Consider the following 21,781-nt stretch of genomic DNA (forward strand, 5'->3'; position numbering starts at 1 on the left):
TTAGAGTTGATTTATTGGCGACAGAAACCGCCTAACTGAATGGATGATTTGATATGCAAAATCTCAATAATTTCGCTCATCGATAAACATTTTCTTACATTCAGTCCAGAACTTACCTAATATTGAGAGAGATTGGAGTAATGAAAAGTGAGATCAGAAAGCAATCAAACCAGCGTTCAATGCTCACTCATAAATTGAAAGGAAAGATCAAAGACAACTCGGTAAACGACCTGTCTTAATGTTATCTACAAAAACCATTTCTCGCCCATCTTGTATTACAAATCAAGGTTATTTTTCCATATCAGGCACTCATTTCCAGCGCGATTCATGGGGAGATCACTCCTGATTGGAAACAAGCACAAAGGGAGATGGAATTATGCGACGATTTACACCGCTCTTGGTGTTGTATTGAAGTGGCGCTTGAACTCACGGCTGAATTGGGATGGACTTGAATAACCCACTCGACGCGCAGCATCACTGATTCGCAACCCTTCAAGTTGAATCAGCTCTTTAGCTTTATTAAGCCGTACTTTCTTAAGATATTGAAGGGGAGATTCAAAAGTAACACTACGAAAAGCGCTATGGAAAGCAGACACGCTCATGTTTGCTTCTTCAGCTAGAGATTGAACGGTAATGGTTTGATCGTATTCTTCATGCACCTTAGATAAAGCCTTAGCGACACGAGCGTAATGTCCATCGTGATGGGCGAGATCAAACAGAACACGTCCTTCTGAGCCAGTGAGCGCGCGGTAAACGATCTCGGTAACAATGGAATCTCCAAGAATGTTAGCTTCTATGTCGCAATGAAGCATTTTCACCAATCGCTTAAAGCTCTCTAACATCGCCTCTTCCATCGGTGTTGACTCTAAGCCGCTCGCATTCTGTTTGTGCTTATTGCAATAGCTTTCCAAAAAGCCTTGGTCTTCGAGCTTTTTCACTAAGCTATGCAATCGTTGGGAATCAATATTAATCGATAAACCTAACAAAGGTTCATCATCGACAGGCAGTGCTTCGCACTCTAACGGCATCGGTACACCAACAACCAAATAATCACCTGCTGCATAGGTGACTGGCCTGTCACCAATATAAATATTCTTTTTACCTTGACCCAACATGATGATGCCAGACTGATAGGTAAACGGCTGACGATGGTTACCACGACTGCTTCTGTATAGCCAGACGCCCTCAATACCGGTTTCTCTGATCCCTTCTAGATCATGCCAACCTTTATATTCAACGTAGGATTGTAGTAACTGTGCGAGTGTCTTCATTGGTGGTCATTTTCCGTGCTGATTGAGAGTCGAAAGCCAATAGAGAATAACAATATTGTAGAAATAGGCAATTTATTTGGAGGATCAGCTCTTCATGACCCAAGATTACTGTACTAATATGCAAATATAGAAATTGAGCAATCAATCAGAATAACAAGTTCCGATTTACACAAGGATACAATGATGCAATTTACATACGTTAACCCAACCGTGATTCATTTTGGTAAAGGTCAAATCAACGCAATCAGCCAGGCAGTGGATACCGCTAAGAAAGTACTGGTCATCTACGGTGGCGGTTCAATTAAGAAGAACGGTGTTTACGACCAAGTTGTAGAATCCCTGAAAGATCACTCTTGGATCGAGTTTTCTGGCGTTGAAGCCAACCCAACCAAAGAAACGCTAGACAAAGCGGTGGCTATCGTTAAAGAGCAAAACGTTGAATTCATTATCGCTGTCGGTGGTGGCTCAGTAATCGATGGTTCGAAATACGTTGCTGCAGCAGCAAAATATGATGGTGACGGTTGGGATATCCTAGCAGGCAAACACCAAGTAACAGAAGCGACGCCAATCGGTGCAGTACTGACACTGCCTGCTACGGGCTCTGAATCTAACATGGGTGCAGTAATCACTCGTAAAGAGACTCAAGAGAAGCTGGCATTCATGAACCCTGCAGTTCAGCCTAAGTTTGCGGTTATGGACCCAGATGTAATGAAGTCTCTTCCAGAACGCCAACTTATCAACGGTTTAGTGGATGCATGGGTACACGTATGCGAGCAATACATCACTATGCCAACAGAAGCGATGGTTCAAGACGGCTATGCCGAAACACTTCTAAAGAATCTGCTTGTTCTTGGTAAGCAATACGATGAGCGCGATAACGACTCATGGCGTGCAAACCTAATGTGGACAGCGAACCAAGCGTTGAACGGTCTGATTGGTACTGGCGTTCCTCAAGACTGGGCAACACACATGATTGGCCACGAGTTCACAGCTCTTTGGCATGTAGACCACGCACGCTCATTGGCGATTGTTCAACCTTCACTTCTACGTAACCAAATCGAAGTTAAACGTGGCAAGCTAGAACAAATGGGTCGCAACGTGTTTGGCCTTGAATCTGGCGCAGATCTAGCAGAGCGTACCATTGATGCAATCGAAGCCTTCTACCACAGCTTAGACGTCGCAACTCAGTTCGATGGCTATGAAGCAAGCAAAGAGAGCGCAATTGATAATGTTATCGCTCAACTAGAGTCTCACGGTTATGTAAAACTAGGTGAAAACCAAGCGATTACTCCTGAAAAAACGCGTGAAATCCTAGAATCAGCGATTGCGTAGTCTGTTATTTTTGCGCTCGCGATTGGTTGATTCATAAAACCGAGTTTGTTGATACAAGGCACAACAACGTTTTTACAATCGAACTGAACCAAACGCCGAGTTCTTACGTATGTAAAAAAGCAGCTCCCAATTTGGGCGCTGCTTTTTATTTGTCCAAACGATATAACGAAATTCTCATAAGCTCTTAATTTTATGTGCAATCATATTTCTATATTGTTAAGGTAATTCATTCCGTAACTACAGATGTACTGCAATTTGAACGCAACTTCTAAGATGGTTAAGTTTACGTCACTTAACAAGTGGTATGGTGATTATCATGCCCTGAAAGACATTGATTTGAGTATCCAACAGGGTGAAATCGTGGTGGTTTGCGGCCCTTCTGGCTCGGGTAAATCCACTTTGATTCGCTGCATTAACCAATTAGAGCCTTTTGACTCTGGTGAGCTCAGTGTCGTTAATCAAACTCTGCCTTGTAAATTCAACACTCCAGGCCAAGTCGGCATGGTTTTCCAACACTTTCATCTGTTTCCACACCTTACAGTGCTCGAAAACCTCACCTTGTCGCCAATCCGCACACTCAAAATGAGTAAAACCGATGCAGAAGCCTTGGCTATGCACTACTTGGAACGCGTACACATTGCTGACCAAGCACACAAATACCCTGTTCAGCTTTCAGGCGGTCAACAGCAACGAGTAGCCATTGCTCGTTCTCTATGCATGAAACCCGACCTACTGCTGTTTGATGAACCAACCTCGGCACTCGACCCTGAGATGATCAACGAAGTGCTCGACGTAATGGTCGAACTTGCTGAAGAAGGCATCACTATGGTGTGTGTGACTCATGAGATGGGGTTTGCCAAGAAAGTAGCGGACAGAGTCATCTTTATGGATCAGGGAGAGATTGTTGAGTCAAATACGCCAACCGAGCTTTTTGAAAACCCTAAACATCAACGAACTCAAGCCTTCTTGAATCAAATACTGAGCTATTGATGATCATCCGAATTTTAAAGCCAACCCTTTCAGCCTTGTTACAAATCGTTGTGCTCGTTGCTGCGGTAAGCTGGATTCTAGACTCTGGTGCACAAGCCATGGGCTATCGTTGGCAATGGGAGCGTGTTCCTGACTACATAGCATTTTATGAAGATGGTGAATGGTGGCCAGCCGAGCTCATTGAAGGACTATTCGTCACCATTAAGATATCTTTGCTCGCTTTAATCGCGACGCTATTGATTGGTTTAACAACGGCACTACTACGTAACTCAAGTTCCATTGTTGGTCGAACCATCGCGAGTAGCTATGTAGAACTTATCCGCAACACACCACTGCTAGTGCAGATTTATCTACTCTACTTTGTCTTTGGACCGGTACTTGGTTTAGAGCGTTTTAGTACAGCAGTACTTGCGCTCGCTCTGTTTCAGGGCGCTTACACCGCAGAAATTTTCCGTGCGGGCCTGAACAGTATCGCCAAAGGCCAATTTGAAGCAGCACAATCATTAGGGCTCTCAAGAACGTTTACCTTCTGGGATATTGTGCTACCTCAAGTCATACAAAGAACCTTGCCACCACTAACTAACGAGGTGATTTCTTTAATCAAGAACTCTTCTATCGTTAGTGTGATGGCGATTTTCGATCTCACAACAGAGGCGCGTAACATTGTCTCTGAAACTGCCATGCCGTTTGAGATTTGGTTCTCTGTGGCACTTATTTATCTTGCATTAACTCTTTCACTTTCTGCCATCGCTGCTTGGCTCGAGCACAAGCTCGGCGCTAATTGGCGCACACAATAAGGAAATATCAGCATGAAGCTATTTAAATCTGCCATCACTGCGCTTTTAGCGTTAGCCGTCAGCTTACCGACTTTGGCCTCCGAAACACCTAATCTAGACAAGATTAACGAACGTGGTTCGCTGCGTGTTGGTATGTCTACCTTTGTTCCTTGGGCAATGCGTAACAAGCAAGGCGACCTTGTTGGTTTTGAGATTGATGTTGCGAAGCGCCTAGCAGAAGATTCAGGCTGGAAAGTAGAGTTTGTTCCAACAGCTTGGGACGGCATTATTCCTTCTCTACTTTCTAAGAAATTTGATGTGATTATCGGTGGAATGTCGATCACTGAAGCTCGTGCCAAGAGTGTTCTTTTCACCGAACCTTATTCTCACTCTGGCGTTCAGCTTGCAGCGAACAAAGAACTGGCGAAAGGTTTCACTGAAATCTCTGACTTCGACTCTCGTCGCGTGAAAATAGCGGCTCGCCGCGGCGCATTCACCGTTCAAGTAGCTCGCGAGACCTTCCCGAAAGCAAAAGTTCTACAGTTTGATGACGATGCTCAAGCATTCCAAGAGGTTCTTAACGGTAACGCGCACGCTGTGATTGCATCGAGCCCTAAACCTGAGCACGAGAGCATTAAAAACTCAGACACTCTGTTCATTCCGTTCACAGAGCGCTTATCAAAAGGTAACGAAGCTTTTGCAGTACGCCTAGGTGAAACTGATAAAGCAGAATTCTTCAACAAATGGATTCAAGCTCGTACTGAAGATGGCTGGCTACAAGAGCGTTACGAATACTGGTTCTCAACTCTAGACTGGCAAGATCAGATTGCTCAAGGCCAGTAATTAAAATCATCGCTCTGAGCGAGCTCTAAGAAAGACAAACACAGCGGCCAGTCAATTGGCTGGCCGCTTCATAATTGAGTTTCAAAGTGGGTTCGATGAGCCTACTTTGAAACGAAAATTATTAAGTATGAATCTACACATAGGTTATCAGTGACGGATACAAGCCCTCTCATAGCAACCAAACCTAGCCCCCAAAGCAAAGCTTGGTACCAACGCCTTACTCTTCTCGATGGCGTGCTACTTCTCCTTGTCGGCCTTTTTTCTGGTTGGCTATATTATCGTTCTTCGGTTGGCATCAATTATCACTGGCACTGGGAAGATGCGTTTAATCTCATCTTCATTCCACCTTCTGAAGGAAGCATTCCGTATTTCTTTCAGGGCTTAATCGCGACATTACGCTTGAGTCTATGGAGTATGGTATTAGCACTCTCTGTGGGCATTGTGCTCGGTGTTGCACGTCACTCATCCATAGCTGTGTTTCGAACTCCTGCATTGTTGTTCATTCAACTGGTTCGTAATATTCCACCCTTGGTGTTTGTGTTCATCTTCTACTTTTTTATCTCTAATCAGCTCATCCCTTTACTCGGGCTTGAGAGTCTCTTGCGCGAGCATAACGGAGAGATTAACAGTCTGCAGAGTTTCCTATTCGGCCCTTCTAACCTATGGGAAAATCTAGCCTCTGGCGTTATCTGTATTGGCTTGCTCTCTTCTGCCTATATTGCAGAGGTGATTCGTGCTGGATTAGAGAGCGTCCCGAAAGGACAATGGGAAGCCGCCGATTCACTAGGGCTATCTAGCTTTTCTAAATACCGTTTCGTGATTGGCCCACAAGTACTCACAGCAATTACCCCACCTCTTGCGGGGCAAGCAATATCTCTTGTCAAAGATACCTCCATCGTCTCTTTGATCTCGATTCAGGAGATGACGTTTGTTGGAACAGAAATGGCTAATTCATCGGGGCTTATCTTTGAGATTTGGCTGATTGTTGGCGCAGTTTACTTCACCTTGTGCTTCGCCCTATCTCGCCTGTTTAAGTGGATTGAAATACGCTCTCGCGCCTATCTCAATCGCTAAACAAAAAAATGGCCTCAAGCTGATTGCCGAGGCCATTTTGCCACAATAAAATTAACGTTCGTTTAGCGCCCAAGCCAACTCAATACTGATACCTATGGGGATAAATCAGATTGAGTGAACGTTAACCTGCTTGCATGTATTCTTCTGATTATACGCGACTCGTTTTGGTCGCGCTGTTTCAAAACCCTACGCCATTAGAACTGGTATGCTGCTGACAGTTTGTAGTTACGACCCGGTTCGTAATCGTCTAGCACAAAACCACGAGCTGTACCTGAACGTGACGCATGAGAGGTGTACAACTCATCGAATACATTATCTATACCGAACGTAACCGATAAACCCTCAACACTATTTGGCACCCATTGAGCATAAAGGTTGTGTACATCGTAACCCTCTTTGATTGGCGCACCATCAGCCACGTTTGTTTCATCCTTAACAAGGATCGACGTCCAACCGAAGATCGTCTCTAGAGAGTCCGCTTGATAATCCAATGTCAGCGCTATGCTGTCACCCATATCAATGCTTCGGCCGTTACCACCCGGTACATAGCCACCTGTCTCTTTGTTTTTGGTGTCTGAACGCGAGTAAGACAGCTTACTGTTAAACATATCGTAGCCGTAAGATACGCTCGCTTCGAAACCTTTGATTTCAACATCACCCAAGTTATAGATTAAATAAGATGATGTAGCACCTTGGTACGCTTCAACAATGTAATCATCAATGTCAGTTTGGAAGACCGTTACATTTGCGCCTAGGAAATGATCTTCAATGTATTTGTTGAATCGAACTCCACCCTGCGTGTTTAGACCTGTTTCAGCTTTGATGTCATCAGCTAAATACGCCACATCTTGATAAGCGATAAAGCTCTCTAGCAGCTCTGGGCCTTTAAATAGCGAGCGTGCACTGGCGAACAGAGTCCAGTCTTGTGTTACACCCCACTCGGTTGCCAAAGCCCATGTGACATCATCAAAGTTGTCAGTACCGGTTTCCGCTTTACGTTTATAGTCATCAAAACGTAGACCGGCTGTCACAGAGAAATTGTCTGTAAAGTAGAATTGGTCTTCTGCAAACAAGGCCGTTGAAATTGCAGATTCATCCATGAACTTACGGCTTCCGTAGTAAGAACTTGATGTCTTATCCATGTAATCAAAACCATAGGTCGCAGTATTGTCGAAGCTTGCGATACTGAAGTCAGATTGAATTTTTGCAGTCAGGCCAAGGTTTTGGTTTTTCGCCTTGTTTTTTGATTGACGATTACCCGGCCATGCTGGAGCCATAACAGATTCATCACGAATAATCTCAGTCATGGTGTTATACAGTGTTACGTCAGCTTGATGAGTATCACCGCGCATCTCATAACTTAACGTGACCGTGTCACGATCATAATCCGTTGGAATAAGCTTATCACTCGACAAACCTTCATTCGCACCACCAGACATATCAGGACGTGGGCTATAGTCGCCACTATCTCTGTAAAGATCATAGGCTAATTCAAAACGATGCAGGTCACTCGGCTCGTAGCCAATTTTACCTAGAATGTTATAAACATCACCTGACGCACCGAAGGTCTTATTACCATCTCCATCTTCAAAATCATCACGAGTTACAAAGTTGCCGTACACCATTAGATCAATAGTATCAGTCGGTGTGCCATAAACCGTTAACGAGCCTTGTTGACTGTCATTCGTCGCATAACCACCATAAACGCGAGCACCGAAGGTTTCATCGTAACGCAGTAAGTCTTTCGCATCCTTCGTTTCAAAATAAACCGCACCACCTAAACCATTTTGAGTCACTGAGTTGTTACCCACCTGAATGTCAGCAGACTTTAAAATATCTGGGTTTAGCGTCAGGTTACCGATGTGGTGGAACATGTTCGCATGTTGAGACGCACCATCTAAACGAATATCAAGATCCGTTTCGCTTAAGCCACGAATAGTAATACGTTGGTTAACAGAGTGCGTTCCCCCGACATCAACACCAGGAATATCGCGCAGCAGATCAGACATATGGTCCGCCTGTTTGAGTGACATGTCCTCAGACACCATAGACTCAGAGTTACTCGATACCTTAGTACCCCACACAACCACTTCTTCAAAGTTTGATGTTGTATCGTCGGCAAAGGCTGGGCTAGCGATAGCCGCGCCAATTGCGAGGCATAATGTTGAGCGCTTAATGGTCAAATGGATTGGGCTTTCCATAAATTCTTTTCCTAGATATAAATGATAATAATTCTCATGTATAATATGGGTCGAGTTTATAAATGGACAGGCGATTCACTTATGCAAAATCGCATAGGTGTTATGAGGAAAGGTCAAATGGGTGAAGTAGCATCAAAACGAGCTAGAATTGGCAAAGTCACTTTAACAAAAAAGCTAGAGCAGACAGAAAAGCAGATTATTGTCACACAAGGCCAACCTAAACAGACTTCGCTTGCAGAAGGCACCTTTCTCTCTTATCAGTACAATGACCAGATTTTTGTTCATGGAGGGCGCTGTGTAGAACTCGTCGATACCAAGATCGTCTCAACGGCGCATGCCGCGGTGCTGGTCACCATACTCTTGGAGGGGAAATTATCATTTGGTTATGATGATCTTGAGTTCAACCTTGATGCTTCAAAAAAGCCACAAGGTGTTGTCGTCAATCTCGCTAAGCCTGCGAATTTTCGTCGTGCGATGGTCGCCAACAACCACTTAAATAAAATCAATATCTTAGTAAAGCCGCAATGGCTCGAAGCACGTATGAACGAAGATTGCACCAGCCGCAACTTTATTAAATCGCATACCGCTAACTACCATCTAGAAATCACCGACCAAATCTTAGAGCTTGCCCAAAAACTAACAACAAGTTCTACTCCAGATGATTTCCACCAAAAGCTGCATATAGAAGCCTTAACACAACAGTTGCTAGCGAGCTCACTTTCACAACTTCCCCTAGCCTGCTGCCAAATTTGTCAAAGTAGTCCTACGAAACTAGGCTTGGCCAAAAGTTCGAGTGCAATACAAAACAAAAGTAATGATGAACGTATTGAGGCGATGATCAGCTATATTGAAATTCATTTGGATCAAGAACTCAGCTTAGAAACGCTAGCCAAGCAGTTCTCGATGAGTGTTTCTAATATTCAAAGACGCTTCAAGCAATCTTACAACATGACCATCAATGGCTACATTCGTTTTAGACGCCTTGAAATCGCGCGCCAACATTTGGAAAGAGGCCTTGTATCCATTACTGAAGCCGCTTACGAAGCGGGCTATCAACACCCTTCAAACTTTACCAACGCCTTTAAGAAGACTTTTGGTATGCCACCTCATGATATTGCTGTAAGGGCGTCATGAACTCCGGCTCAAATCAGAAAAAGCTTAAGCTATTCAGGTACCGATTTTGCGAGTTCCGCTTTAAGCCAGTCGCTAAACTGCTCTTCGTTATGAGACAGTTTGTCTTGCTCAGCAAGTAAAACATAATTAAAACCAGATTTAACAAAGCCGAACGGCGCTATCAAATTACCTCGGCTCAAATCGTCCTGTATTAGAGGGTAAGAACCAATCGCGCCCCCTAAACCATCAACCGCCGCTTGTAAGCAAAAATAGAAGTGGCCCATGGTGTGGTTCTTGGTTGATGTATTCAGTGCACTCTTAAATTGGTTAAAGCATTGATTACGCTCTGGTTGTTTTTGAGCTGAATTGGCGATATCAAAATAGGACAACCAGTTTTTCCAAGCCTCGGGCCGAGTCTCGCTGTGTAAACATGTCACATCAGTATTTTTGCGAGAGATCTCTTCCCAATATTGCGAAGAGAAAACAGGCCCAACCCACTCTTCCACTAAAAACAGTTTTTGGTAGTCTGTTCCTGCTTCAAAGTCATCACGGCGAATGGCGAGCGAAAGCCCCGAAGCGCCTAACGTAACAGGACCACCAGCTGTCGATAAGCGCACATCGATACCAGACTTAGCAAAGAATTCAGATATTCTCGGCATTAACCAACGCATGGTTAGCGTTGGCTCACAGGATACTTCGAGAACATTGTTATTTTGCATGCTCAACACGTTAACACCTGCCTGAAGTGCCGAAAATGCTTGTTCAGTATAGCCCTTAAGCAATTCCCCCTCAGAGGTTAAACGAACACCACGCCCTTGTTTGTAAAACAGCGAACAGGCTAAATGTTCTTCCAATACTCTAATCTGTTTGCTCACAGCACCATGAGTAATATTGAGCTGTTTAGCGGCCTCACTGTAACTCCCGACACTGGCAGCGACGTTAAATACCTGAAAAGCTTTTAGATGTCTCATTGGTGAATTTTACTCACATATCATAAGAATTCTTTTCGATTATAGTTCTGCACGGTGGACCATACAATAACGGCTCGTTTCACATCAGAGTCATATAATATGGAATTCATCAGTTTAGCCATCTTAGGTATTTTAATCGTTATCAGTCCCGGCGCCGACTTTGTTCTGGTATTAAAGAACAGCATCAACTTCGGGCGTAGGGCTGGCATTCTCACAGCGGTGGGAATTAGCCTCGCAATTGGCGTCCACATCAGTTATTCAATGTTTGGGATAAGTTACTTAATCTCACAAAATGAATTAGTTTTTCAGACTATTCGATATTTAGGCGCAGGATATTTAGTCTATCTTGGGGTGAAGGGTATCTTGTCAAAAGAGCAAGTATCAAATGAAGCGGAGGCAACTCAAGAAAAGGGACAGCGCTACTTTGTACAAGGCTTCTTCTGTAACGTTCTTAACCCAAAGACAATGCTGTTTTTCTTAAGTATTTTTAGTCAGTTGATCACCAATAATTCAACCGACAATGCATTCGCACTGGGTTACGGTGTCTATATGATGGCACTGCATATGGCATGGTTTGCGCTTGTCGCAGTTCTGTTTACGTCACCGTTGTTGCAAGATTGGTTAAACAAATTCAAACAGCGATTAATTCAGGTATGTGGTGCAGGTTTGGTATTGTTTGGGTCGGCGCTAGCGTTGAAGTCATAGCGCACCCAATTAAATAGTGACTATGGCTTAGACTGGTGGCCATAGTCGTTATCAACTTAATCAGCCTTTAAAGTAACCGAAAGACCAACTGTCGTTTTTAATTTCGTCACCTAAAAACTTCTGAAACTGCGCTGCATGCTTAGATTCAAATTCAGAAATTTGGATACTAAAATAACCGTCTTTATCTTGAGTTGCATAGATAAAGTTCGGTGAGATAGTTACCGTGTTCGGCTCAATTACATGCTCTGAATTCATCTCTAAAGTCAAAAACGACTTGCCATCCACCACAAATCCGCGGCGTATATTACAACGCGCCTCTTTTAGAACATATTCGCCTGGCTTAATACCATCGAATAACGCGTAATTTGCGTCTTCGTACACAAAGAATCGTAGTGTTTGTGGCTCTGAATCAACTACCTCCCCATCTACTTTTTCGTACAAATCAAACGAGAAGGTCTCACAAGGGTATGTAACTTGATTTTTACTAATTGCTGTCGCGATTGCTAATGCACCTTGACCATGAGGTTCAGATAATGTTTCCGTAGCCGTGTTAGGTAATGTCGTCTGACACCCTGCTAAAGTAGCAACTAGAGCCACTGCCATCATTCGTTTCATATTAAGCCTGTATATATCTATATTTAATAATCCGCGAACATTATCAGAATTCAAACAATAAATGAATAAATTTAATAACTTAGATTAGTTTTTATAAATTCGATCGATATACAAAGAGCCTTAAGTAAGAATGAACGGTGGAAGATTGTCACTACCTGGGAAAACTTCATTCAACTGTTCTCGGCTGAGAGATAAATGATTAGAGAGAACACTTCGTATAACTGACCTCATATCGGTCGTTGGCATCAAGTCTCTTTGTTGGTATAGCTCATTTTTTGATAACCCAGGCCATTGGGTGTAAACCTTGCCGCTCTTAACCGCACCACCAGCAATAAACATCGCGTTTCCTGTGCCGTGATCGGTTCCTTTAGTGCCATTTTCAGCGGCTGTTCGTCCGAATTCACTGGCAACCAGAATCACGGTTTTATCCCAGTTTTTACCGAGTGACGCTCTTAATGCGGCTAATCCGGAATCTAGAGCTTTCAACTGATTGGCGAGTCTACCTTTCTCCGCACCTTGATTTGCATGTGTGTCCCAACCACCCAGTTCCAGTGCGGCGATATTCGGAGCATCATTTGCTGACAGTATATCTCCGGTTTTCGACATTATAGCTTTAAACTGTTTACCTACGGTTTCGTCTCCGACTAATTCATCGACTTTCATTACACTGTCGAAATTTGACGAGAGCATCTCATCACTTTGAAACATCTCGGCCAGTAATTCCGTTTGTTTATCTCGAGTTTTGAGCTTATTTGGAAACCAACTTGCTACTTTGCTTTCACCTTGCATGATCAATGGTAACCCTGAATCGATGGCAATACCTTGGTTTTGTAAGTCACTTAACGCTAATAGTCGATTCAACCAACCATCTGTATGGAAGGGATCATTGGTACCGTTCTCTAGCACTTTCTGACCATCAAAGTGCGAACGTGATCGGTATGGTGTTGAACAGGCTTGAACAATACTAAATTGCTTCTCCTTAAACCATTTATGACACTGCTCCATCGACGGATGCAGCCCAAAAAAGTCATCAAGTAATAACAACTGTTGTTTCTTCAAACCGATATTGGGACGTAATGCGAGATAACTAGCATCACCATAAGGAACGGCGACATTGAGCCCATCCATTGCACCTCGCAGTGTTATCCAAACAAATACATTCTTAGACTGTGTTTGTGCGAAGAGAGGTAAAGGACATACCACAGAAGCACTGCACACCGTCGCAATAGTTAAGAATTGGCGACGATTGTAATGTTTAATGCTCATAGCGCCTCCTATCGATATTGGAATTGTGGGCTAAGCCAAAGCAAAGCGAGTTTCATCGGTACGCCATCGGCTTTTGATAAAGCAGTCGCTGTATGCTCATCAAGCGCATCAGGATAGAGAGTATTCACAACATCTTGTAAAAGAGCCTGAGGCTTAAGATTTGATTGCTTAGCTGATTTTACAGCTAGATTCGCCAACCGATTCGCCACCTGCATTCTTTGAGTTAGAGCTGAAGGGCTATTGTAATCACTGTCTCTATCGGACCAACCAACAGGAGACCCCGGTTTGAAAGGTGGCTGGCCCATAGCGTTTAGAGTATTCAATGCTTGTCTCTCAGTAAGTTCAATATTGACACTTCTTACAACTGCAAACAGCCACTCTTTAGGCGTTCTAAATCGCACTGGCGACGACACATGAATGTCTTTGCTTTTAATCAGCTCTTTATACATTGGCATCAACTGCCCTTTAGAGCGAACAAATGCCTGTGCCATATCCGCAGACAGCTCTTTAGGTTCGCTTCCCAAAAAGTGCAGGCATAGCTTACGGGCAAGATGCTCTGCTGTACTTGCATGGACGGCTAAGTCAGCTAAACACTGCTCCCCTTGCCTAATTCCAATTTGATTGTAACGACGCCCAAGTAGAGTAACGCTTCCTGGTTCATGTGCTGATTCTGAGAATCGAAAACCCACGTTTGGAGATTTGAGCTTAACGCCCCACCCTGATATCGCCTTTGCGAGTTCCAATACATCTCGTTGCGAATAGCCACTCCCCACTCCTAGCGTATGTAATTCAAGGATCTCTCTGGCGAGGTTTTCATTTAAACCCTTACCTCTACGCTTACCCAATTTCGAGTTCGGTCCAATGGACTGTTGATTATCGAGGTAAATAAGCATAGCTGGATTCTTGGTCACCCCTGACAACATCTCCGAAAAATTGCGATTCCACGTGTTTCTTATTACGTCATTTTCAATGTGAGCCGCCAAAGGTAATAACCGTCGATTGTCGACGGATATAGCGAAATGGTTACTCCAAAACTGAATCAGTCGCTCTTGGAAGCCCAGTGGTGTATGGATACTCTGCTGATATCGAGCTTCGGCTTGTTGACGATAGTTTGATCGAAAGAACTGCTTGGTTTGATCCTTAACCATCTTCATTTGGTCGGGATCTTTTTTAGCCTTATTTCTTTTAGTACCTTGTTCGCCCATTTTTATCAATATCGATTGGGTACTTGGCAAGACCTTTAGACTAGAGTGGGTAAAAGCAGGTCGAGAAAGTTGTTCGGATAACGTGTAATAACGCTCTTGGCCCAACTTAGGACCGAAGCCGAACCTTTGCTCACTCACTATCTCTGATGTTGGATAATAGCTCATTGCGATACTCCCTATTCGCCGCTGTTTAAGTGTAATAGGAAATGAGCAAATTGGTTGAGCACTCAGTCTCACACCAATCATCACAATCAAGGATAAACAATTAACCCAGTGTTGGTTTGATATGGAAATAGAAGGAAACAAGAGAGGCATATGGTGCCAGCCAATGACAAGCACCATCAATATTAGAAACTAACGCTCTACTTTTGGAGAGTAAATTGAATATGCAGTAATTTGCCCCGCGACAATAGCCGAGAACATAAATAGCGCTGACAGACCAATGCTTGGAATCGGCAAAATAGATTGCTCAAATACCGATTGACTGGCACTCACTAATACACGACTACCGGGAACTAGGATGATAATGCCTTGAACAATGTAGATAGAGCCAGTGAGATCCATTTTCTTGGCAATCCAAGTACCGTATAGCGTGATTAATACCGTAGTCACCCAAGTACCCACAACCCAGCCACTATCAAAGCCTAAGTAGAACGGCCCCCACATACCCAACACGGCTACTGGCAGTCCCAGCAAGATATCTGTTGGACGAGCATTAAACATCACACCAATCGATACTGAGATCAATACCAGACCGGATATATGCATCCACGTCGGCACCTCATTGGTGTATGAGATAGACGCCGCCTGTCCCCATAACGCTTCGCCAATATTCAGCCCCATGACAATGCCAACAAACAGCTTAATCAAGGTTAACGCGCTCTGCCCCAATAAACTTGTGCCCGAAACTAAGTCATTAAATGCTAAACACTCTAAGGAGTTAGCAATCGACAATCCGGGCACAAACAGAACAATCGAAGCAATACACAAAGCCCATACAGGAACGGGTAAGCCAGTGCTGGCAAGGAAAGCAACGAAAATACCTGTGATCAAAGCGGCAATGAACTCTACTGCAATAGCACGTCGCCCATGACAAACTTGCTGACACAGCCACACCATAAGTCCCAGTAGAACAGAAAAACCAACCGCTTCCAAAGTACTACCAACCAACATTAAGTACGCCGGTGGAATGCCCATATTCGCTAGAGCCGTGACAAACTTCGAGTAACCTACAGGCTCAGGTACGGGTTCGCTACTTGGCTGGTTAATACGAATGATCGTATTTGCTAACAGGCTCAAGTTAATTGAAGCAGGTTTAAGGCGCTTCAAAATAACCGCGTTGTTGTCGTCAGGGAACTGGTAGTTAATCGCCGTTGGAGTCGCTTGGATCATCACATCTACACCATGCTTTTTCGCATAGTGCTGTGTGTATTTTTCGAGCTTATATGGTGCACAGCCACTGCGATGCAGAGTGTCGCCGATTTCAACAATTTTGTTAATTCGATACTGGGAAGGCATGGACGTTACAGAGGTGAAAAAATATGCGGCAAATGTAACAAACGTACAGCTGATTGACGAGCGATTTGGGGTAATTAGTTCCTCATTTTTATACTTTTTTTCGTTGTGCAAAAATAATAACGCACATCATACCCCTTTGTAGTTATCAATCATATCAATGTCATATAGACACCTGAATCATTCACAAACCAATCCCAACCTCAAATGGGACTTTGCTCACACAGAATGCTCGGTTATAAGACCATAACGAACAAAAAAATAGCGCAACGGTGATTATGCGACCACTTAGCATAAAAATCAGGAAAAAAAGGTTTCGTTTTCAGTTAGATGTGGCATTATCGATCTCGTTAAGACGATGTGCGTGCATCGTATAATGGCTATTACCTCAGCCTTCCAAGCTGATGATGCGGGTTCGATTCCCGCTGCACGCTCCAGATCTTCAACCTGCTTAGTCTTTCTCAATAAGACGATAAGCGTGCATCGTATAATGGCTATTACCTCAGCCTTCCAAGCTGATGATGCGGGTTCGATTCCCGCTGCACGCTCCAATGCTCTCCTGCATCTAAACTTATTTCATCTCATCGATTTCCATCAACGTTATTCTCATTCGTTGCAAAGTCATATGAGACTAAACTCACAATATTTGCACCTTTTCGCTTTGTAGCAGCATTTCATAATCTCAATCAATATCCTTGTTGAGACCTTGTGTTAGTCTTCGCGCAATAGAAGCAATGTTGTAATAATAAAAATGTTAAAAAACAAAGATTTAAGCATAGAAGCCATTACAATGGCTCTCACCAAAGTCGAGAATGCAAACAAAATAGAATTGAGTATGCTGAAGGGCTACGTTGAACAGCAACCGGCGCAAGCAATTTTGAACTTTCAAGCCTTAAATGACGCAGAGTCCATTGACGACAAGCTCAAAAAAATAATGAGCGACATGCCTCACCTCAGTAGTGAAGCACATCATGTTTTAGAAACTGCTATTTTGCTCCAGTAACGCTGCATATTTCTTCCCAGCACAAAAGCAAATGAGATTTATTTGCAACCGTATAACTGATAGTATAATTACGTCGTTATCGGAGGTATTGGGATGAAAGCAAAAAAGGCATTAACAAAACTGTATAAGAAGGCGAATAAAAAGTCGCCTTCTGCTTCCTTACAACTACTAAAACAGCTAAAGAAGAATCCTGACTCTTCTTTGAATTCTACATCTCACCCATCGCGCGGTTATTCTTCATCAAAAGAGTTCCAAGAACTTGCCGAGCAGGTCGCGATCAGCGCTGTCTCAGAGTTGGCTAAACCGTTTAGCCCAGTCATATCTTGGCTAAACGATGCGCCTGTTGGTTTGAATATCTCCACATCTCAACGATCTGCAGCCAATACTTCAAGTTTAAGTCCAGTAAAGCCCAACCAAACGCTGAGTAATGTTTCCTCTATAGGACGACTACCGCTTAAATCGCCTCCTTGTAAACGCTGCCCTGCTCTACAAAACGGTTTGTGTAAATGTGCAGCGAAGAAATTCCAACTCTCCGCTTGATTCTGAACCCGAAGACGCCTCTCAATACCAAAAGTCGCCCACAAAAAAGCAGCCAATTTAGGCTGCTTTTTCACTTTCGGCGAGTTAATACAGTGATATTACGCAATACTCATCACCATACGACTAACCGTGGGTCCCAGTAAGCGATTTAATGCGATCGTCGCTGCTCCTTTCACAAGGGTCTTGGTTCCTGAAACCATAGCTTGTTCAACAAAAGAAGGCTTGTCACTGCTATGAGTCCAATTATGGCTCTCTAATATCTCTAACAGGCTTTCACAATCCAACTCATTCTTATCAAACTGAATCGCCACAGAACCTGCGTACTTTTTGTACTTAATCTCAAAGATTGCATCAATGTCATTCAGCTGATTGATCAGCTTCTCCACCTCTGATGGGTGATCTTTAATATAGTCAGATCTAACCCTAAGCCTTTGATTTGTTTTGTGAATATAAGTGTTCATCTTAGCAAGAACCTTAATGATAACCAATCTCAATAGCAACATATCATTAAACTTGATTCAGCGCAAAGCATCTCTATTTAAATCCACCAAATGTTACTTTTTGGTATCCATATATTTTTCATGGCTATTATACTCAAGTGTATGAAACAGCACATAAACAAGGCCTTAAAGCTAAGAAAGTGGGTATCGATTGGCCATCATATCCCTGGACGAGTTCGTCTTAAATACAAGCTAGGTATTGTCGCTCAGCTAGCTAGCTATCGGAGCGATGAGATTGAACAAGCCCTTGCTTCTGTCCCGGCATTTAGAAACTACAAGATCAATACCGCGACAGGCAGCATCGTCATTGAATATGACCCAACCTGTATTCAGCCTAGCACCATAGACACTCTATTTTCCGACTCCGCCGCAGAAGCGGAACAAGCATGTTACGCACTAGCCGAGCAGCTAAACCTCTAGGGAGTAAAGACCTTGAGTAACGAGACAAACAACCCTTATCAAGCCTATTTCAACGCAATGTTGGATATGCAGAAAGAGATGGCAAACGCCTATTTCGCAGCCCAACAAAATGGTCAGTTGGATCCAAACATGCCTCCCCCGATGGGAATGCCGTCATTCATGATGCATGGGCAACCTATGCCTCCTCAGTTTATGCATCCGGGGATGATGCATCCACACTGGCCACATCCAGGGATGCCGCCGCAACATAATCAAACACACGCTCCACAGCCACCTCCTCAAGAAGAGGAAAACAATGCCCTATTTGAACAGGCACAAGCGATGCTCGACGGTGCGCTTGGAGAAGACGCAAGTACATTTAAAGAAATATTAGGAAGTTTTGGTATGAGTGATAAAGAGTTCTGGAAAGGCGCTATGGTTGGCGCTGCGGCTGCGTTGATTCTTAGCAATGATAATGTGCGTGGGAAACTAATGGGATTGGTTTCAGGCGCTGGTGACATGCTTAAAAATGGCGGTGAAGCTATGCGTGACGGTGCCGCTAACACTGCAAGTACCGTAAAAGAAAGTGTATCGACCAGCAGCGAAATCTTTAAAGACACAGTTGCAGCAGGCAAACAAGGGTATCAAGAGTCAGTACAGAAACATAAGGCTGAACCGGTAATTAAACCTCTTCAACCAGGGCAAGAGCCTCGCGCACCTAAAATGGATGATGACGCCCCAGCAATTCAAGAGCAGTAATTATGAGCAATGCAACCAACAAGTTGAGTACAGCGAATCGAGCGATGCTCGTTGGTGCAATCGCTGGTGGCAGTGCATCCGTAGCAAAACAATGGCAGCAACACAAAGCCGGGCAGTTGGAGACTAACACTATGGTTTCCAACGCAGCCAAAGATGCATTAAAAGCTGGCGCAATTGCTGGTTCGACAACTTATGTCGCCGAACAAATGGCAGGACGCCCTGCTTTGTCGCTGCTCACCATTATCTCTGTGGGTGCAGCTGGCCTCTATCTACTAGACCAATCATCGGAAAAGAATCATGAACAATAATAATCCATACGGCTACCCATATTACGGCTATCAACAGCCGACTCAGCCAACGACTGAGCAACCACAACAATACAAGCAGCAAAACAGCAAAACTCATTTTGCTATGGGCGTTGCAGCAGGTGCTGCGGTGGCTTATCTCCTGACCAATAAAAAGTTTAAGCAAGGCGTAGCCGCAACGGGCGAAAAAGCGTGGTCGGCAGTGCGAGGTGAAGTCGAAGAACTGAAAGAACGACTAGAAGACACGCAAGCGGAACTCGAATACTACCGAAACCTACACAAAGGCGACGAATGATTGATCTGCAGGTTAAGCACCACTTCCCTGGTCGTGTTCGCTTTAAAGTTCCTGCCTTAAAGCAACATTCAGATATTGGTAACTGGATCAAAACAAGCCTGCTTGCGATTCAGGGAATTCGTGACGTTCGCGTTAATGAAGAGGCTTACTCGGTCACCATTGAGTACGACCCGCAAATAATTAAAGCCTCAAACGTCGAAACGAGACTGTTGCAGCTCGACTTCGATACTGCGGAGCAAGAAGAAACCGAACACGAGTATACTCGTGGTGATATAGCTATGAATGTCATCGGTACCATTGCGGCAGCCCTACTACCGAACAAATGGGCCACAATGAGTACGGCAACGCTAATTGCGCCAACGCTATTTGAAGGATTTAACGATCTTAGAAACAAAGATGTATCGGTTGAGGTCCTTGACGCTGTCGCTGTTGGGCTTTCTGCATGGCGCGGTGACTACAGCACCGCGATGATGACTCAAAGCCTGATCAGTTTGGGCGAATATATGGAGCAGAAAACGAGCCGCAACAGTGATGAGCTGCTTGCTAATCTTATGCGTCCTCAAGAGTCTTTGGTCTGGCTCGTGAACGATCATCAACGATCGCAGGTTCACTCTTCTGAATTAAAACCGGGTGATGTAATTGAGCTCGGCCCCGGTGTCGCGATCCCAATCGACGGCACGATAGTAAAAGGAACAGCTCTGGTTAATCAGTCCTCCCTGACGGGTGAAAATGTGCCTGTAAGACGAGAGCAAGACGCCATTGTTTATTCTGGCACCAGTGTTCATGAAGGCACAGTTCAAGTTCGAGTTGATAAGGTTGGTAGTGAAGCGACAACAGCTAAAATTGCTAAACTGATTTACGATTCATTAAGTGAGAAAAGTGAAACTCAACAAGTCACTCAAGACATGGCCAATCGTCGCGTCAAAATCACGCTTGGAATTGGTGCTGCTGTATTTGCACTAACCCAAGACATCAATCGAGTCGCTTCTGTTTTCCTCGTTGACTACTCTTGTGCATTAAAACTCAGCACTCCGGTAACATTCAAATCCATAATGTACCGAGCGGCTTCACAAGGTATCTTATTCAAAGGTGGTTCAGCGATTGAGAAGCTGGTTAACATCGATACTTGTGTGTTTGATAAGACCGGAACACTAACTCATGGCGATATGGAAGTAATGGATGTGATCCCGTTGTGTAACAACAATAGTGCCCGCGATCTGCTTGCTATGGCTGCATCGGTTGAAGAACACAGTAACCATCCACTATCTCAAGCCGTTGTTAATGCTGCAAAACAACATGAGTTGCCTCATATCGATCATGGGGAAGTAGAATACGTCATCGCACACGGCCTAAAAACCACGCTAAATAGTGAACAGCTTGTCATGGGCAGTCGTCATTTCCTTGAAGCACACGAAAAGGTCTGCTTTACGGAATATGAAGAAACGATTCGCCATTATGAGAGCTTAGGTCGACATCTTATTTTCATCTCCTACCAAGGCAAGCTTATTGGTATGCTCGGCCTTCGAGATCATTTACGCGAAGATGCCCATGCCACTTTAGATAACCTCAGAAATCTTGGAATTAAAGAGCTCATCATGATCACTGGCGATAGCCGGTATAAAGCTCAAATCCTAGGTGACGAACTGAAACTAGATCGAATCTTTGCAGAAGCCGTACCTTCAACCAAATCCTCGATAGTTGAGTCATTACAACAGCAGGGGAAAAAAGTGATGTTCGTCGGTGATGGCGTTAATGACGCGCCCGCTTTGACTGCTGCTGATGTGGGCGTAGCCATGTCTCAAGGGACTGAACTTGCAAGGCAAGTTGCTGATGTGGTTCTTCTACATGATAAGCTTTCTGCACTTTCCGATGCACGTGAATTGGCAAACATTGCAATGGGCGTCATCCACTCAAACATCAAGATTGCTGAATACGTCAACAGTGGCATTATGTTAGCGGCTGCCCTTGGGTACCTGAGCCCCGCAATGAGCGCTCTGCTACACAATGGCACAACCTTATCTATTCTGGGACGCTCTGCAGCGTTGCGTCACGGCTAATTAGATAAACAAATCAAAGCTGAAAAGCGCCCCTATTTGGCTGTAA

General features: G+C 44.1%; 22 protein-coding genes and 2 tRNA genes. 16 read left to right on the forward strand and 8 right to left on the reverse strand.

Going from position 1 to position 21,781, the window contains the following annotated elements:
* Window positions 1–386: 386 nt before the first annotated feature.
* Window positions 387–1,271: an AraC family transcriptional regulator gene (locus FIV04_RS15615; protein WP_152469644.1), complete on the reverse strand. Its 885-nt coding sequence runs from the start codon at window positions 1,269–1,271 to the stop codon at window positions 387–389.
* A 183-nt stretch (window positions 1,272–1,454) separates the two neighbouring features.
* Between FIV04_RS15615 and FIV04_RS15620 the strand changes: the two genes are divergently transcribed.
* The 5 genes from FIV04_RS15620 to FIV04_RS15640 all read left to right on the forward strand — a co-directional run bounded on the left by FIV04_RS15620 (window position 1,455) and on the right by FIV04_RS15640 (window position 6,286).
* Window positions 1,455–2,603: an iron-containing alcohol dehydrogenase gene (locus tag FIV04_RS15620; protein WP_152470642.1), complete on the forward strand. Its 1,149-nt coding sequence runs from the start codon at window positions 1,455–1,457 to the stop codon at window positions 2,601–2,603.
* Window positions 2,604–2,876: 273 nt separating this feature from the next.
* Window positions 2,877–3,593 carry an amino acid ABC transporter ATP-binding protein gene (locus tag FIV04_RS15625; RefSeq protein ID WP_152469645.1) on the forward strand — a complete coding sequence of 239 codons (717 nt, stop codon included), beginning with the start codon at window positions 2,877–2,879 and terminating at the stop codon, window positions 3,591–3,593.
* Window positions 3,593–4,390, forward strand: a complete 798-nt coding sequence (locus FIV04_RS15630; protein ID WP_152469646.1) for an amino acid ABC transporter permease — start codon at window positions 3,593–3,595, stop codon at window positions 4,388–4,390. Before FIV04_RS15625 ends, FIV04_RS15630 begins: the two co-directional genes overlap by 1 nt.
* Window positions 4,391–4,402: 12 nt before the next feature.
* Window positions 4,403–5,212 (forward strand): transporter substrate-binding domain-containing protein, encoded by an 810-nt coding sequence (locus FIV04_RS15635; protein WP_032552714.1) that lies wholly within the window; start codon window positions 4,403–4,405, stop codon window positions 5,210–5,212.
* Between the two features lie 150 nt (window positions 5,213–5,362).
* A complete protein-coding gene (locus FIV04_RS15640) occupies window positions 5,363–6,286 on the forward strand; it encodes an amino acid ABC transporter permease (RefSeq protein ID WP_152469647.1) in 924 nt (307 codons plus the stop codon).
* A gap of 194 nt (window positions 6,287–6,480) precedes the next feature.
* Here the strand turns inward: FIV04_RS15640 and FIV04_RS15645 are convergent, their stop codons facing one another.
* The gene (locus FIV04_RS15645; protein ID WP_152469648.1) at window positions 6,481–8,487 is read right to left on the reverse strand and encodes a TonB-dependent siderophore receptor; all 2,007 of its coding nucleotides are present in this window, start codon (window positions 8,485–8,487) and stop codon (window positions 6,481–6,483) included.
* Window positions 8,488–8,508: 21 nt separating this feature from the next.
* Here FIV04_RS15645 and FIV04_RS15650 point away from each other — a divergent pair, with 21 nt between their 5' ends.
* Entirely contained in the window at window positions 8,509–9,621 is a 1,113-nt protein-coding gene (locus tag FIV04_RS15650; RefSeq protein ID WP_152469649.1) for an AraC family transcriptional regulator, read from the forward strand.
* A gap of 29 nt (window positions 9,622–9,650) precedes the next feature.
* Here the strand turns inward: FIV04_RS15650 and FIV04_RS15655 are convergent, their stop codons facing one another.
* Window positions 9,651–10,571, reverse strand: coding sequence for a LysR family transcriptional regulator (locus FIV04_RS15655; RefSeq protein ID WP_152469650.1), 921 nt, complete (start codon window positions 10,569–10,571; stop codon window positions 9,651–9,653).
* A 99-nt stretch (window positions 10,572–10,670) separates the two neighbouring features.
* Here FIV04_RS15655 and FIV04_RS15660 point away from each other — a divergent pair, with 99 nt between their 5' ends.
* A complete protein-coding gene (locus FIV04_RS15660) occupies window positions 10,671–11,276 on the forward strand; it encodes a LysE family translocator (protein WP_152469651.1) in 606 nt (201 codons plus the stop codon).
* A gap of 60 nt (window positions 11,277–11,336) precedes the next feature.
* Here FIV04_RS15660 and FIV04_RS15665 read toward each other — a convergent pair whose 3' ends face one another.
* The 4 genes from FIV04_RS15665 to FIV04_RS15680 form a co-directional block, all read right to left on the reverse strand.
* Window positions 11,337–11,891 carry a hypothetical protein gene (locus FIV04_RS15665; RefSeq protein ID WP_152469652.1) on the reverse strand — a complete coding sequence of 185 codons (555 nt, stop codon included), beginning with the start codon at window positions 11,889–11,891 and terminating at the stop codon, window positions 11,337–11,339.
* 120 nt (window positions 11,892–12,011) lie between these two features.
* Window positions 12,012–13,157: a DUF1501 domain-containing protein gene (locus tag FIV04_RS15670; RefSeq protein ID WP_152469653.1), complete on the reverse strand. Its 1,146-nt coding sequence runs from the start codon at window positions 13,155–13,157 to the stop codon at window positions 12,012–12,014.
* An 8-nt stretch (window positions 13,158–13,165) separates the two neighbouring features.
* Window positions 13,166–14,527, reverse strand: coding sequence for a DUF1800 domain-containing protein (locus FIV04_RS15675; protein ID WP_152469654.1), 1,362 nt, complete (start codon window positions 14,525–14,527; stop codon window positions 13,166–13,168).
* Between the two features lie 189 nt (window positions 14,528–14,716).
* A complete protein-coding gene (locus tag FIV04_RS15680) occupies window positions 14,717–15,880 on the reverse strand; it encodes a threonine/serine exporter family protein (protein ID WP_032552720.1) in 1,164 nt (387 codons plus the stop codon).
* A 359-nt stretch (window positions 15,881–16,239) separates the two neighbouring features.
* Here FIV04_RS15680 and FIV04_RS15685 point away from each other — a divergent pair.
* The 4 genes from FIV04_RS15685 to FIV04_RS15700 all read left to right on the forward strand — a co-directional run bounded on the left by FIV04_RS15685 (window position 16,240) and on the right by FIV04_RS15700 (window position 17,420).
* A tRNA-Gly gene (locus FIV04_RS15685) sits at window positions 16,240–16,314 on the forward strand.
* Window positions 16,315–16,353: 39 nt separating this feature from the next.
* Window positions 16,354–16,428, forward strand: a tRNA-Gly gene (locus tag FIV04_RS15690).
* 200 nt (window positions 16,429–16,628) lie between these two features.
* Window positions 16,629–16,880 carry a hypothetical protein gene (locus FIV04_RS15695; RefSeq protein ID WP_152469655.1) on the forward strand — a complete coding sequence of 84 codons (252 nt, stop codon included), beginning with the start codon at window positions 16,629–16,631 and terminating at the stop codon, window positions 16,878–16,880.
* 93 nt (window positions 16,881–16,973) lie between these two features.
* Window positions 16,974–17,420, forward strand: coding sequence for a hypothetical protein (locus tag FIV04_RS15700; protein ID WP_152469656.1), 447 nt, complete (start codon window positions 16,974–16,976; stop codon window positions 17,418–17,420).
* Between the two features lie 98 nt (window positions 17,421–17,518).
* Here FIV04_RS15700 and FIV04_RS15705 read toward each other — a convergent pair whose 3' ends face one another.
* Window positions 17,519–17,881, reverse strand: a complete 363-nt coding sequence (locus tag FIV04_RS15705) for an HMA2 domain-containing protein (RefSeq protein ID WP_253895480.1) — start codon at window positions 17,879–17,881, stop codon at window positions 17,519–17,521.
* 141 nt (window positions 17,882–18,022) lie between these two features.
* On the opposite strand from FIV04_RS15705, the gene FIV04_RS15710 reads away from it, so the two are divergent.
* Genes FIV04_RS15710 through FIV04_RS15730 form a run of 5 tightly spaced genes read left to right on the forward strand, consistent with a single transcriptional unit; the run spans window position 18,023 to window position 21,735 of the window.
* On the forward strand, window positions 18,023–18,340 hold the full coding sequence (locus FIV04_RS15710; protein WP_150896570.1) for an HMA2 domain-containing protein: 318 nt from the start codon (window positions 18,023–18,025) through the stop codon (window positions 18,338–18,340).
* A gap of 12 nt (window positions 18,341–18,352) precedes the next feature.
* Complete coding sequence (locus FIV04_RS15715; protein ID WP_253895482.1) at window positions 18,353–19,078, forward strand: YtxH domain-containing protein; 726 nt, start codon at window positions 18,353–18,355, stop codon at window positions 19,076–19,078.
* Between the two features lie 2 nt (window positions 19,079–19,080).
* The gene (locus FIV04_RS15720; protein WP_152469657.1) at window positions 19,081–19,386 is read left to right on the forward strand and encodes a magnetosome protein MamC; all 306 of its coding nucleotides are present in this window, start codon (window positions 19,081–19,083) and stop codon (window positions 19,384–19,386) included.
* Entirely contained in the window at window positions 19,376–19,678 is a 303-nt protein-coding gene (locus FIV04_RS15725; protein WP_150896572.1) for a YtxH domain-containing protein, read from the forward strand. Before FIV04_RS15720 ends, FIV04_RS15725 begins: the two co-directional genes overlap by 11 nt.
* Window positions 19,675–21,735, forward strand: coding sequence for a heavy metal translocating P-type ATPase (locus tag FIV04_RS15730; protein ID WP_152469658.1), 2,061 nt, complete (start codon window positions 19,675–19,677; stop codon window positions 21,733–21,735). Before FIV04_RS15725 ends, FIV04_RS15730 begins: the two co-directional genes overlap by 4 nt.
* Window positions 21,736–21,781 lie beyond the last annotated feature (46 nt).

Source organism: Vibrio sp. THAF190c (genome assembly GCF_009363355.1).
Taxonomy (GTDB): Bacteria; Pseudomonadota; Gammaproteobacteria; order Enterobacterales; family Vibrionaceae; genus Vibrio; species Vibrio fortis_A.